The sequence below is a fragment of the Achromobacter veterisilvae genome, assembly GCF_037619525.1.
Lineage (GTDB): Bacteria > Pseudomonadota > Gammaproteobacteria > Burkholderiales > Burkholderiaceae_B > Achromobacter > Achromobacter veterisilvae.
On record NZ_CP148753.1, the window covers coordinates 3,229,254 to 3,242,720 of the forward strand.

General features: G+C 66.7%; 12 protein-coding genes. 10 read left to right on the plus strand and 2 right to left on the minus strand.

Translation table 11 applies throughout. From position 1 onward, the window contains the following. The first annotated feature begins 10 nt into the window (after positions 1 to 10). Both alaS and WHX56_RS15030 read left to right on the plus strand, forming a co-directional pair. Entirely contained in the window at positions 11 to 2,635 is a 2,625-nt protein-coding gene (gene alaS, locus WHX56_RS15025) for an alanine--tRNA ligase (RefSeq protein WP_338881694.1), read from the plus strand. After that, complete coding sequence (locus WHX56_RS15030) at positions 2,635 to 2,892, plus strand: sulfurtransferase TusA family protein (RefSeq protein WP_129240577.1); 258 nt, start codon at positions 2,635 to 2,637, stop codon at positions 2,890 to 2,892. Before alaS ends, WHX56_RS15030 begins: the two co-directional genes overlap by 1 nt. 76 nt (positions 2,893 to 2,968) lie before the next feature. Here the strand turns inward: WHX56_RS15030 and WHX56_RS15035 are convergent, their stop codons facing one another. Then, positions 2,969 to 3,550 carry a hypothetical protein gene (locus tag WHX56_RS15035; RefSeq protein ID WP_129240576.1) on the minus strand — a complete coding sequence of 194 codons (582 nt, stop codon included), beginning with the start codon at positions 3,548 to 3,550 and terminating at the stop codon, positions 2,969 to 2,971. 437 nt (positions 3,551 to 3,987) lie between these two features. Between WHX56_RS15035 and rpsP the strand changes: the two genes are divergently transcribed. From rpsP to WHX56_RS15075, 8 genes are all read left to right on the plus strand, one after another. Then, a complete protein-coding gene (gene rpsP, locus WHX56_RS15040) occupies positions 3,988 to 4,248 on the plus strand; it encodes a 30S ribosomal protein S16 (protein WP_129240575.1) in 261 nt (86 codons plus the stop codon). 92 nt (positions 4,249 to 4,340) lie between these two features. After that, on the plus strand, positions 4,341 to 4,958 hold the full coding sequence (rimM, locus tag WHX56_RS15045) for a ribosome maturation factor RimM (protein WP_129240574.1): 618 nt from the start codon (positions 4,341 to 4,343) through the stop codon (positions 4,956 to 4,958). Further along, positions 4,958 to 5,794 carry a tRNA (guanosine(37)-N1)-methyltransferase TrmD gene (gene trmD, locus WHX56_RS15050; protein ID WP_338881695.1) on the plus strand — a complete coding sequence of 279 codons (837 nt, stop codon included), beginning with the start codon at positions 4,958 to 4,960 and terminating at the stop codon, positions 5,792 to 5,794. The genes rimM and trmD overlap by 1 nt, the downstream gene beginning before the upstream one ends. Before the next feature lie 103 nt (positions 5,795 to 5,897). Then, on the plus strand, positions 5,898 to 6,587 hold the full coding sequence (locus tag WHX56_RS15055) for a helix-turn-helix domain-containing protein (protein WP_287753838.1): 690 nt from the start codon (positions 5,898 to 5,900) through the stop codon (positions 6,585 to 6,587). Positions 6,588 to 6,677: 90 nt separating this feature from the next. Continuing rightward, positions 6,678 to 7,433, plus strand: coding sequence for an ABC transporter substrate-binding protein (locus WHX56_RS15060; protein ID WP_129240571.1), 756 nt, complete (start codon positions 6,678 to 6,680; stop codon positions 7,431 to 7,433). Positions 7,434 to 7,554: 121 nt separating this feature from the next. Next, entirely contained in the window at positions 7,555 to 8,208 is a 654-nt protein-coding gene (locus tag WHX56_RS15065) for an amino acid ABC transporter permease (RefSeq protein WP_129240570.1), read from the plus strand. After that, positions 8,205 to 8,936, plus strand: a complete 732-nt coding sequence (locus tag WHX56_RS15070) for an amino acid ABC transporter ATP-binding protein (RefSeq protein ID WP_129240569.1) — start codon at positions 8,205 to 8,207, stop codon at positions 8,934 to 8,936. Before WHX56_RS15065 ends, WHX56_RS15070 begins: the two co-directional genes overlap by 4 nt. A 9-nt stretch (positions 8,937 to 8,945) precedes the next feature. Further along, entirely contained in the window at positions 8,946 to 10,235 is a 1,290-nt protein-coding gene (locus WHX56_RS15075; RefSeq protein WP_338881699.1) for an FAD-binding oxidoreductase, read from the plus strand. Between the two features lie 213 nt (positions 10,236 to 10,448). Here WHX56_RS15075 and WHX56_RS15080 read toward each other — a convergent pair whose 3' ends face one another. Further along, positions 10,449 to 13,343 (minus strand): valine--tRNA ligase, encoded by a 2,895-nt coding sequence (locus tag WHX56_RS15080; protein WP_338881701.1) that lies wholly within the window; start codon positions 13,341 to 13,343, stop codon positions 10,449 to 10,451. Positions 13,344 to 13,467: the final 124 nt, after the last annotated feature.

Consider the following 13,467-nt stretch of genomic DNA (forward strand, 5'->3'; position numbering starts at 1 on the left):
TTCATCCACGATGAAATCCTCCGAGATTCGCCAGCAGTTCCTGCAATTCTTCAAGTCCAAGGGACACACCATCGTTCCTTCGTCGTCGCTCGTCCCCGGCAACGACCCGACTTTGCTCTTCACCAATTCGGGCATGGTCCAGTTCAAGGACGTCTTCACGGGCAAGGAATCGCGGTCCTACACGCGTGCCACCTCGTCGCAGCGCAGCGTGCGCGCCGGCGGCAAGCACAACGACCTGGAGAACGTGGGCTACACCGCCCGCCACCATACGTTCTTCGAAATGCTGGGCAATTTCAGCTTTGGCGACTACTTCAAGCGCGACGCCATCCAGTACGCCTGGGAACTGCTGACGCAGGTCTACAAGTTGCCGGCCGAGAAGCTCTGGGTCACCGTGTACCAGGAAGACGACGAGGCCTACGACATCTGGGCCAAGGAAGTCGGGGTGCCGGCCGAACGCATCATCCGCATCGGCGACAACAAGGGCGCGCGCTACGCGTCGGACAACTTCTGGCAGATGGCCGACACCGGCCCCTGCGGTCCCTGCTCGGAGATCTTCTTCGACCACGGCCCCGAGATCTGGGGCGGCCCCCCGGGATCGCCCGAGGAAGACGGCGACCGCTACATCGAGATCTGGAACCTGGTGTTCATGCAGTTCGAGCGCGATGCCGCCGGCAACATGCCGCGCCTGCCGCGTCCCTGTGTCGATACCGGCATGGGCCTGGAACGCATCGCCGCCGTGCTGCAAGGCGTGCATTCCAACTACGAAATCGATCTGTTCCAGCACCTGATCGCCGCCGCCGCGCGCGAAACCGGCATCAAGGACCTGGAAGACAACTCGCTCAAGGTCATCGCCGACCACATCCGCGCCTGCTCGTTCCTGATCGTCGACGGCGTGATCCCCAGCAACGAAGGCCGCGGCTATGTGCTGCGCCGCATCGTCCGCCGCGCCCTGCGCCATGGCTACAAGCTGGGCCAGACCAAGCCGTTCTTCTACCGCCTGGTGCCGGACCTGGTCGCCGAAATGGGCGAGGCCTACCCGGAACTGGCCGCCACGGCCGACCGCGTCGCCCAGGTGCTGAAGCAGGAAGAAGAGCGCTTCGGCGAAACGCTGGAACACGGCATGCGCATCCTGGATTCCGCGCTGGCCAACGTGCCCAAGGGCGGCCAACTGGACGGCACCACGCTGTTCACGCTGTACGACACCTACGGCTTCCCGGTGGACCTGACCGCCGACATCTGCCGCGAACGCGAAGTGGACGTCGACATGGCCGGCTTCGAGGTCGCCATGGAACGCCAGCGCGACCAGGCGCGCGCCGCGGGCAAGTTCAAGATGGCCGAAGGCCTGAACTACGAAGGCGCGGATACGCGTTTCGAAGGCTACGAAAAGCTCGAACTCGACAACGTCAAGGTCACGGCCCTGTACGTCGACGGCACGCAGGTCCAGCAGGTCCAGGCCGGCCAGAACGCGGTCGTGGTGCTGGACGCCACGCCGTTCTACGCGGAATCGGGCGGCCAGGTCGGCGATACCGGTTTGCTGGAGGCCGACGGCCTGCGGTTCGCCGTCGCCGACACCCTCAAGATCCAGGCGGGCGTCTTCGGCCACCACGGCCTGCTGGAGTCGGGCACCCTGTCCGTGGGCGACACGCTGCTGGCCCGAGTGGATGCGGTGCGCCGCGCCCGCACGGTGCGCAACCACTCCGCCACCCACCTGATGCACAAGGCCTTGCGCCAGGTGCTGGGCGCCCACGTGCAGCAGCGCGGCTCGCTGGTGGATCCCGACAAGACCCGTTTCGACTTCGCCCAGGACGCGCCGCTGACGGCCGAGCAGATCGCCCGCGTCGAGGCCATCGTCAATGCCGAAGTCCTCGCCAACCAGCCTACCGTGGCGCAGGTCATGGCCTATGACGACGCCGTCAAGGGCGGCGCCATGGCGCTGTTCGGCGAAAAGTACGGCGATACGGTCCGCGTGCTGGACATCGGCTTCTCGCGCGAGCTTTGCGGCGGCACCCACGTCAGCCGCACCGGCGACATCGGCCTGTTCAAGATCGTTTCCGAAGGCGGCGTGGCAGCGGGCGTGCGCCGCATCGAGGCCATCACCGGCGACAACGCCCTGGCCTGGGTGCAGAACCAGAACGCCTTGCTGACGCAGGTGGCGGGCATGCTGCGTTCGACGCCGGCGGACCTGCCCGCGCGCATCGCGCAGGTGCAGGAACAGGTCAAGGCGCTCGAGAAAGACCTCGAGCAATCGCGCAGCAAGCTTGCCGCCAGCGCGGGCAACGACCTGGCCTCGAGCGCCGCGGTCGACGTCAAGGGCATCAAGGTCCTGGCCGCCGGCATCGGCGACGTGGATCCCAAGGCCCTGCGCGGCATGGTCGACAACCTGAAAGACCGCCTGAAGCCGGCGGTCGTGCTGCTGGCCACGGGCTCCGCCGATGGCAAGATCAGCGTGGTGGGCGGCGTCACCGCCGACCTGACCGACCGCATCAAGGCGGGCGACTTGGTCGGCTTCGTGGCGGCCCAGGTCGGCGGCAAGGGCGGCGGACGCCCGGACATGGCCATGGGCGGCGGCACCGACGTCAGCGCCTTGCCCGCGGCGATCGCCAGCGTGCAGAAGTGGGTGGACGAGCGCCTGTGATGAACGGCCCCGACGCCGGCGCGCAAGCGCCGTCCTTCGAACAGGAGATCGATGCCAGCGGCCTGACCTGCCCCTTGCCCATCCTGCGCGCCAAGAAGGCCCTGGCGCAGATGGCCAGCGGCGAAGTGCTGCGCGTCGTCACCACGGACCGCAACGCGATCCGGGACTTCCAGGCCTTCGCCCGCCAGACCGGCAATACCCTGGTCGCTCAGCACGAGGCCGATGGCCGAGGGGTGCATTTCCTGCGGCGGCGCTGACCGGCCCGCCGGCCAGGCCAGGCATGCAAAGGGGCCCGCCTTCCGGCGGGCCCCTTTGTTTTGGCCGGGCGCACAGCTACTTGCGGACGGCGGCGGCGACGGCCTGGGTGATCGTGAAGTCGACGAGATCGCCTTCCTTCAACTGCTGGAGCCGCGCCTGCAGGGCGGGATCCTGTACCTGGACGGTGCGCATGCCGCCTTGCGGGCCTTTCAGCGTGACCAGGTTGGCGCTCTTGTTGATGTGCCAGATCTCGGCGGTGATCGTGGTCTGGCGGCCGACGGCGCCGGCGGGCATGCCGCCCTTGGGGCTGCGGGTGCTCGCCGTCTCCGTCACGACCTCGGGCGTGCCCGAACCGGCCGGACGCACCGCCACCGCCACCGATTCGTAGTAGTCGAGCGTCAGCGTATCGCCGGGCTTGATCTGCTGGAAGTTGCGGACGTTGGGGCCGGCCTGGATGTTCAGGGTGTTGCCGTTCTCGCCTTGCAGCGTGATGGTCCGGCTGGCCGGGTCCACCGCGGTGACCTTGCCCGTGGCGGTCGTCAGGGCGGCGCCGACGATCCGGGCGGAAGCCGCCAGCGGCATCGCCAGCGAGCCCGCCAGCAGGCCCGCCAAGGCCAGGCGCGCGACAGGAGTGAAGACGGATTTCTGGTTCTTCATGATGTTGCACCCTCCGAATAGAGGAAGTTGGGGGAAAAACGCAGGAAAGAGGGGATGGCGGCGAGCGGCGGAGAACCCGCCCTCAGGGGAGTGGCTTGAAGAAACCGGGCAGGCGGCGCCGTGGCGGCGCGGCGGGGGAGAGCAAAGCGCGGGATCTTGCGTACGATGACATAAAACCGATCTCCAAAATCGGGTTTTTCTTCAAACGCACTGACTTTGAACGCACTAAGACAGACAGGGGCCGCAGGCACAAGCGCGGCCGAACGGCTACACTTTGGGTTGCGGCGGGCTCCGGCCCGTTTTTGTAGAATACCCGGATGTGGTGTTTTAGGATACAAATCCCGCCGCTATGCAAGATTCCCGCACTCCCATTTGCCAGCCGGCTTGTTTAAGTGCTAGAATTTCCCGTTTTTCACAACTAATTCAAGGGATTACCTATGGTGGTGATTCGCCTGGCCCGCGGTGGGTCCAAGAAGCGTCCGTTTTACAACCTGGTGGCCACCGATTCGCGTAACCGTCGCGACGGCCGCTTCATCGAGCGCGTGGGTTTCTACAACCCCGTCGCCAGCGAAGGCTCGGAAAACCTGCGCATCGCGCTGGATCGCGTGCAGCACTGGACCAGCAACGGCGCCCAACTGTCGCCCGCTGTCGAGCGTCTGGTCAAAGACTACTCGGCCAAGGTTTCCGCCGCGGCTTGATTGCCCGCGTCGCCAAGCCTCAGTCCTGCTAGCTTTACTGCGTTTTAAAGCTACCATTCATAGCTGCTTCATAGCTACCAAGAGCACGATACATGCCTGATGCCGCAACCTCCAACGCGGCGCCGACGGATTTGATCGAGCTGGGCCGCATCAGTGCAGCCTACGGCGTGAAAGGCTGGGTCAAGGTGCAGCCACATTCGGCCCATGCCGAAGTGCTGCTCTCAGCATCTCAATGGTGGTTGACTCGCCCTGTGCCTGAATTGGCGCGGGGCGCTGTCGCGTCCGCGCCTGTCGCATACAAGGTCGTGCAATCCCGTTCGCAAGGGTCCACCGTGGTGGCCCAGTTGGCGGGTATCGCAGACCGCGACCAGGCCGAAGCCCTGCGCGGTTGTTCCGTGCGGGCGCCTCGGGGAGCCTTCCCCGCGCCCGAGGAAGACGAATACTACTGGGTCGATCTCATCGGTTGCGCGCTGTACACCAGCGCCAACGGCGAACCCGCGCTATTGGGCGCGGTCGACGAAGTCCTGGACAACGGCGCCCATGCCGTCCTGAAGATCCTGCGCCAGACGGCCGGGGCCCAGGGTCCGGAACCCGTCCTGGACGCCAAGGGCCGGCCCGCCGAAATGCTCGTTCCGTTCGTGCGCGCGCACATCCATGCCGTCGATTTGGCCGCCCGCCGCATCGACAGCGACTGGCCCGCGGACTTTTGATGCGATTCGACGTCGTTACGCTCTTTCCCGAAATGTTCGGGGTAGTGCGCGACCTGGGCGTCACCGGCCGGGCGCATGCCCAGGGCCGGTGGTTCCTGCATGCCTGGAATCCTCGCGATTTCACGCATGACGTGCACCGCACCGTGGACGACCGCCCCTATGGCGGCGGCCCCGGAATGGTGATGATGGCGGGGCCTCTGGAAGCCGCCGTCAACGCCGCTCAGGCGGCGCGCGCCGCGCAAGGCCTGGGCCGCGCGCCCGTCGCGCTGCTGGCGCCGGTCGGCCGGCGCTACGACCAGGCCGGCGCGGAATCGCTGGCCGCAAGCGAAGGGATCATCCTCATTTGCGGCCGCTACGAAGGCGTCGACCAGCGGTTCATCGACCGCTGCGTCACGCAGGAAATCTCCCTGGGCGACTTCGTGCTGTCCGGCGGGGAGATCGCCGCGCTGGCGGTGATCGACGCCGCCGTGCGGCTCCTGCCCGGCGTGCTCAACGACGGCGACTCCGCCCTGCAGGATTCCTTCAACGATACCCTCTCCGGCCTGCTGGATAGCCCTCACTACACGCGTCCCGAAGTGTACGAGGGCGAACCGGTGCCCGCCGCGCTGCTTAGCGGCCACCACGCCAATATCGCCCGCTGGCGGCGCGAGCGTTCGCTCGCCCTGACGGCGGCCCGGCGGCCCGAGCTGATCGAATCCGCCCGCGCCAAGGGGTGGCTCGACAAGGCGGACGAGCGTTATCTGGCCCAACTGGCCGGCACCTGGGATCCCGCCTCCGAGGCGCCCAAACGCAGGCGCAAGCCCGCCCGGCCCGCCAAGACGCCGGACGCGTCCTGATTTTCCCTTCCCGCCCGGTCCGCAAACGCTAGGGATGTTCCTAGCTTGTGGGCCTTTCGGCCGCTCCCTAGCATTGAAAATTACATGAAAATGAAATTTTCATATGAGCCGATCCGATCCCGCCCGCTCCGCGCCCGTGCGCCGCGCCGCCCTCATGTCCCCGGCGGCGAAGCTTCCGCCCGCCCGGCCGGAATCCGCCGTTGACCTGTGGCTGGGCCAGCAACTGCGCCAGTTGCGCAAGCAACAGGGCCGGCCGCTGGCGGATGTGGCCCGCGCCTGCGGCATCTCGCTGGGCCTGCTGAGCCAGATCGAGCGCGGCCTCAGCTCCGCCTCCGTGAAGATCCTGCACCTGCTGGCCCGCGAATTCCGCGTGTCGGTGAATTCGCTGCTGCGCAACGCCGAGCATACCGAGGGAGAGGACGGCGGACGGGTCGCCCGCGCGGGCACGCACCGCTATATCGATCTGAGCGAGAAGGGCATCAGCAAAGAGATGTACACCCCGCCGGCCTGCCGCAGCATGGACCTGTGCCGCGCCACGATCGAACCGGGCGGCTCCACCGGCAGCGAACTCTTCGTGACGGGGCAGGGGGAACAGATCGGCGTGGTGCTCAAGGGTTCGCTGGAACTGTGGGTGGGCGACCGGGTCGTCCTGCTCAACGAAGGCGACAGTTTTTGCTACGCCAGCAGCACGCCTCGCCGCTGGCGCAATCCCGGGTCGCGGACGACCGAGGTCATCTGGGCCATTTCCAACATCACTCAAGCCGCGGGGGACGATACGAAACAGGCGCCATGAGCGCACAGCATCCATAGCGGCGCGATGGCGATGGGGATCGTCGCGCCACCGGGCGTTGCCCGGATTTCTTTGCCACGACGAGGAAATGTCATGAAATTCAAGACTCTGGCTGTCTCTGTATTTGCTGCATTGTCCATGGCCGCGGGCGCGCAGGCCCAAACGGTATTGAAGGTCGGCTCCACGCCCACGGGCAGTCCTTTCACGTTTCTCGATACCAAGACCAACAGCATCGAAGGCGTGATGGTCGATATCGTGAAAGCGGTTGGCAAAGAGGCGGGATTCGAGGTGCAGATCGAACCCATGGCGTTCTCCGCGCTGATCGGCTCGCTGACGTCCAAGCGCATCGACATCGTGTCGGCGGCCATGTTCATCACGCCGCAGCGCCAGCAGGTGGTGAGTTTTTCGGAGCCCGTGTACCGCTACGGCGAGGGGCTCATGGTGCTCAAGACCGACGACAAGGAATACAAGTCCTTCGCCGACATGAAGGGGATGACGGTCGGCGTGCAGGTCGGCACCGCCTTCGTCGAACCGATACAGAAGAGCGGCGTGTTCAAAGAAGTGAAGCTCTACGACAACCCGCCCGACATGATGCGCGACGCCAACGCCGGCCGCATCCAGGGCGGCTTCATGGACTACCCCATCGCGGCCTACATCCTGACGCAGGGGAATTATCCCAACCTGAAGATGGCGCAGTCCTATCAGCCGACGGTAATGGGCAGCCTGGGGCTGGCCACGCGCAAGGAAGACGCCGCGCTGCTCGACCGCATCAACAAGGCGCTCGTCAAGCTGAAGGCGGACGGCGCCATCGACGCCATCCTGAAGAAATGGGGGCTGTCGGGCGCTTGATGCCGGCCCGGCCTCGAGCAATCGAACGCCATTGCGGCCGTCCGCCAGGCCCGCCTTTCGCGGGCCTGCGGGCGGGGCGCATGCCGCGTTCCCGCGGGCTGTCTAGTTGGGGTGGTGAGTCATGACGGAATTCTTCAAGGACGCGGCGGAATACCTGCCGATATTGCTGCAAGGCGCGAAGCTCACGATCCTGGTGACGCTCGGCTCGCTTGCGCTGTCCACGTTGCTGGGCCTGGTGTGGGCGCTTATGCGCGTCTCCGGAAACCGCTACCTGTCCAAGTTCAGCGGCGGGGTGATCAACCTGCTGCGCGGCATTCCCATCATCGTGCTGCTGTTCTACATCTATTTCGTGATGCCGGACATGGGCGTGTCGCTGACGGCGGTGCAGGCGGCCATCATCGGCCTGGGCGTGGCGTATTCGGCCTACCAGGCCGAGAACTTCCGCGCCGGCATCCAGGCCATCGACCGGGGCCAGATCGAGGCCGCCATGGCCATGGGCATGAGCTGGGGCATGACGATGCGGCGGGTCGTGCTGCCGCAGGCGGTGAAGATCGTGCTGCCGCCCTACGGCAACATCATGATCATGATGCTGAAGGATTCCTCGCAGGCGTCGACCATCACGGTGGCGGAACTCGCCTTGCAGGGCAAGCTGATCGCCGTGTCCACCTTCAAGAACGCCACGGTGTTCACGCTGGTGGCGCTCATGTACCTGGTGATGTGCGTTCCGCTGATCCTGCTGGTCCGCCATCTGGAAAAAAGGAGCGCCGCCAAATGATCGAACTCAAGGGAGTCCGCAAGAGCTTCGGCCCGCTCGAAGTGCTCAAGGGCATCGACGCCGAGATCACGAAGGGCGAAGTGGTGTGCGTGATCGGCCCGTCGGGCTCGGGCAAGTCCACCATCCTGCGATGCATCAACGGGCTGGAGCGCTACAACGCCGGGCGCATCACCGTGGACGGGGAACTGGTCGATTGCGACGCGCCGTCCATCGTGTCGATCCGCACCCAGGTGGCGATGGTGTTCCAGCGCTTCAACCTTTTCCCCCACCGCACCGCGCTGGAAAACGTGATCGAAGGCCCGATCTTCGTGAAAAAGGAACCGCGCGCGCAGGCGGTGGAGCGGGGGCGCGAACTGCTGGCCAGCGTGGGCCTGGCGGACAAGGAAAACGCGCACCCGCCGCAACTGTCCGGCGGCCAGCAGCAGCGCGTGGCGATCGCGCGGGCGCTGGCGATGCGGCCCAAGGCCATTCTCTTCGACGAACCGACTTCGGCGCTGGACCCTGAACTGGTGGGCGACGTGCTGGGCGTCATGCGCAAGCTGGCCGAGGCCGGCATGACGATGGTCGTCGTGACCCACGAAATGAGTTTCGCCCGCGAGGTCGCGGACCGCGTCATGTTCTTCGACGGCGGCGTCATGGTGGAGCAGGGGGCCGCCCGCGAAGTGCTGAATCATCCGCAGCATCCCCGGACGCAGGATTTCCTGCACCGGGTACTGCACCCCATGTAAGGAAGGACCATGCCGCAAGCGCCATTTCCACTTTCCCCTTCGTTATGGGCCGCCACGGCGGCGGCGCCGCCCGCCACGGAGCCGCTGGCCGCGTCCACGCGGGCCGACGTGCTGGTGGTGGGCGGCGGCTACGCCGGCCTGAGCACGGCGCTGCACCTGGCGGAACGCGGCGTGCGGGTCGTGCTGCTGGAGGCGCGGGAGATCGGCTTCGGCGGCTCGGGCCGCAATGGCGGCCAGGTCATCCCGGGCCTGAAATACGACCCCGACGCGCTGATGTCGATGTTCGGGCCGGAGCGCGGCGAACGCCTGGTCCGCTTTGCCGGCGCGACGGCGGACTCGGTATTCGATCTGATCGAGCGGCACGCCATGGACGTGCCGCGCGTGCGCGGGGGCTGGATCCAGGGCGCGCACACCGCGCAGGCCTTGCGGCTGGCGCACGGCCGGGCGGCGGAATGGGCGCGCTGCGGCGCCGACGTCCAGCCGCTGGACCGCGCGCAGGTCGCGCGGCTGATCGGCACCGACCGCTACCTGGGCGGTTGGGTGGACCGCCGCGCGGGCGCCATCCAGCCGCTGAGCTACGCGCGCGGCCTGGCGCGCGCCGCGCTGAACGCGGGCGCCGTCGTCCACACCGGATCGCCCGTCGCCAGCCTGGCGCGCGCGCAAGGCAAGTGGACCGCGGCCACGGCCGCCGGCCCGACCGTCACCGCCGACCGCGTGGTGATGTGCACGAATGCCTACGGCGGCGACCTGCTGCCCGGGCTGAAGAGGTCGATCATCGACGCCAACACTTTCCAGGTGGCCACCGCGCCGCTGCCGGAAGCGGTGCGCGCCGGCATCTTTCCCGAGGGGCACGTCACTTCCGATACGCGCAACCTGCTGCTGTACTTCCGGCTGGACCACCAGGGCCGGCTGCTGATGGGCGGGCGCGGCCCGTTCCGCGAACCGAAAGGGCAGGAGGACTGGGCGCACCTGGAACGCGTCATGCTGAAGCTGTTCCCGCGGGTCGCCGGCACGCCCTTCGAATACCGCTGGTGCGGCCGGGTCGCGGTCACCCGCGACTATCTTCCGCATTTACATGAGCCCGAACCCGGCCTGCTGGTGGACATCGGCTGCCAGGGGCGCGGCGTGGGCCTGCAGACCAGCATGGGGCAGGCCATGGCGCAGTACGTGGCCACGGGCGACGCCAGCGCCTTGCCGCTGCCGCTTTCGCCGGTGGTGCCGTTTCCGCTGTACGGCCTGCGGCGCCTGTATGTGAACGCAGTCGTGGCCTGGTATCGCATGACGGACGGCGGAGTGTAGAGGGCCCCCACGCTGCGCGAGCTTCGCTCGCTTGCTGCCCCCCCGCGGGGGCTGCGCCGCCTTAGGGCGGCCTGGCGGCGGCGCGGGCCCCCACGCTGCGCGAGCTTCGCTCGCTTGCTGCTCCTCGAGGGGGCTACCCCGCCTTGTGGCGGCCCGGCGAAAAAAAGCCCCTCGATAGATCGAGGGGCTTTGGCGTTCAAGCGCGGGCTTCGGTCAGTCGCCCAGCTTGGCGCGCTGTTCGCGCACCTTTTGCAGGGTTTCGCCGAACTGCGCCATGCGCGCCTTTTCCTGTTCGACCACGGCCGCCGGCGCGCGCTCGACGAAGCTGGCGTTCGACAGCTTGCCGTTGGCCTTGGCCATTTCGCCTTCCAGGCGGGCGATTTCCTTGTCCAGGCGCGCGCGTTCCGCCACCACGTCGATTTCGACGTGCAGCATCAGGCGGCTGGTGCCCACGACCTGGACCGGCGCGCCCGCGTCGGGCAGGGCGTCCAGCACTTCGACCTCGCTCAGCTTGGCCAGCGCCGCCAGGTAGGGGGCGTTGCGCTTGAGCACCGGCGCGTCGCCCTGGGCGCACAGCGGCACCTTCTGCGCCGGCGACAGGTTCATTTCGCCGCGCAGCGCGCGCACGGCCTCGACCTGGGCCTTCAGTTCGGCCACTTCGCCTTCGGCGGCGGTGTCGACCGCCGCCGGGTTGGCCCGCGGGTACGGCTGCACGCTGACGCTGTCCGCGACGCCTTCCTTGCGCTTGCCGGCCACCACCGATACCTTCTGCCACAGCGCTTCGGTAATGAAGGGGATGATGGGGTGCGCCAGGCGCAGCACGCCTTCCAGCACGCGGATGAGCGTGCGGCGCGTGCCCAGTTGCTGGGCGGGCGTGCCGGTCTGGATCTGCACCTTGGCCAGTTCCAGGTACCAGTCGCAGTATTCGTCCCAGACGTAGCGGTAGAGCGCGTTGGCGACGTTGTCGAAGCGGTAGTCGGCGAAGCCGCGCGCCACGTCCGCTTCCAGCGCCTGCAACTGGCTGACGATCCAGCGGTCCACGAATGACGTCTCGCCCGCGTCCGCGCCCGTCAGGTCATGGCCTTCGGTGTTCATCAGCACGAAACGCGTGGCGTTCCAGAGCTTGTTGCAGAAGTTGCGGTAGCCCTCGCAGCGCTTCAGGTCGAAATTGATGTTGCGGCCCAGCGTGGCGTAGGCGGCCATCGTGAAGCGCAGCGCGTCGGTGCCGAAGGCGGGGATGCCGTCCGGGTACTGGCGGCGCGTCGCTTTTTCGATGGCGCCGGCCTGCTTGGGATTCATCAGGCCGTAGGTGCGCTTGGCGACCAGGCCGTCCAGGTCGATGCCGTCGATCAGGTCGACCGGGTCCAGGGTGTTGCCCTTGGACTTGCTCATCTTCTGGCCGTCGGCATCGCGGATCAGGCCGTGCACGTAGACGTGCTTGAACGGGATCTGGCCGGTCAGGTGCGTGGTCAGCATGACCATGCGCGCCACCCAGAAGAAGATGATGTCGAAACCCGTGACCAGCACGCTGGAAGGCAGGTAGCGCTGCAGGTCCGGGGTGTTTTCCGGCCAGCCCAGCGTGGTGAAGGGCACCAGGCCGGACGAGAACCAGGTGTCGAGCACATCCGGATCGCGCTTGAGTTCGCCGGTCACGCCGGCGGCGCGCGCCTGGGCGGTGGCCTCGGCTTCGTCGTGGGCCACGAACACCTGGCCGTCTTCCGAATACCAGGCCGGGATCTGGTGGCCCCACCAGAGCTGGCGCGAAATGCACCAGTCCTGGATGTTGTTCAGCCACTGGTTATAGATGGTGGTCCAGTTGTCGGGGTAGAACTGGATGCGGCCGTCGGCCACCACTTCCAGCGCGACCTCGGTGATGCTCTTGCCCGGGTTCAGCGTGCCCTCGGGGGCGGGCTTGCTCATGGCCACGAACCACTGGTCCGTCAGCATGGGCTCCAGGACGACGCCGGTGCGGTCGCCCTTGGGCTGCATCATCTTGTGCGGCTCGACCTTGACCAGATAGCCTTCGGCCTCCAGTTGGGCGACAACCGCCTTGCGGGCCTCGTAGCGCTCCATGCCCTGGAATTGCCTGGGGCCGTTTTCGTTGATGTGGGCGTCCAGCGTGAAGATCACGATCAGCGGCAGATCGTGGCGCATCGCGCAGGCGTAGTCGTTGAAGTCGTGCGCGCCGGTGATTTTCACGCAGCCGGTGCCGAATTCGGGGTCGACGAAATCGTCCGCGATGATCGGGATGTTGCGGTCGCACAGGGGCAGTTCCACTTCCTTGCCGACCAGGTGCTTGTAGCGCGGGTCTTCGGGATGGACGCACAGCGCGCCGTCCGCCAGCATCGTTTCCGGGCGGGTAGTGGCGATGGTCAGGCCGCGCAGGGTGACGGTCTGGCCGTCCTTGTCGACGATGGTCTGGGGGCCGTCCACGAAGGGGTAGAGGATGTGCCACATGTGGCCATCGGTCTCTTCGGACTGGACTTCCAGGTCGGACACGGCGGTCAGCAGCTTCGGGTCCCAGTTGACCAGGCGCTTGCCGCGGTAGATCAGTCCCTGTTTATGCAGGCGGACGAACGTTTCGACGACGCCGCGCGACATGCGGTCGTCCATGGTGAAGTATTCGCGCGGCCAGTCCGCGGAAGCGCCCAGGCGGCGCACCTGCGCGGTGATGGCGTTGCCCGACTTTTCCTTCCATTCCCACACTTTCTCCACGAATTTCTCGCGGCCGAGGTCGTGGCGGGAAACCTTCTGGGCATCCAGTTGTCTTTCAACCACGATCTGCGTGGCGATGCCGGCGTGGTCGGTGCCGGGGATGAACACGGTGTCGTCGCCCAGCATCCGGTGGTAGCGCACCAGGCCGTCCATGATGGTCTGGTTGAACGCGTGGCCCATGTGCAGGGTGCCCGTCACGTTGGGGGGCGGGAACTGGATGACGTAGGGTTGGCTTTCTGTCCCTGTTTTTACGTGCTGGCCCGCCTGGAAGTAGCCGCGCTGTTCCCACTCGGCGTACCAGCGGGATTCCAGCTCGGCGGGTTCGAAGCTCTTGGGGAGTTCCTGGGTGTCGCTCGCGGGCGTCGCGGCGTTCGGGGGAGCAGCTTGAGTCATTACAGGGTTCCGGCAGACAGGGGCGCCCGGCCTAAGGATGCGGGCAGCAAACCGCTCATTTTAAGATGTAATGCGGTCATCACGGCGTGTTAGAATACCGGGTTACTGTAAACCTTTTAGAAGT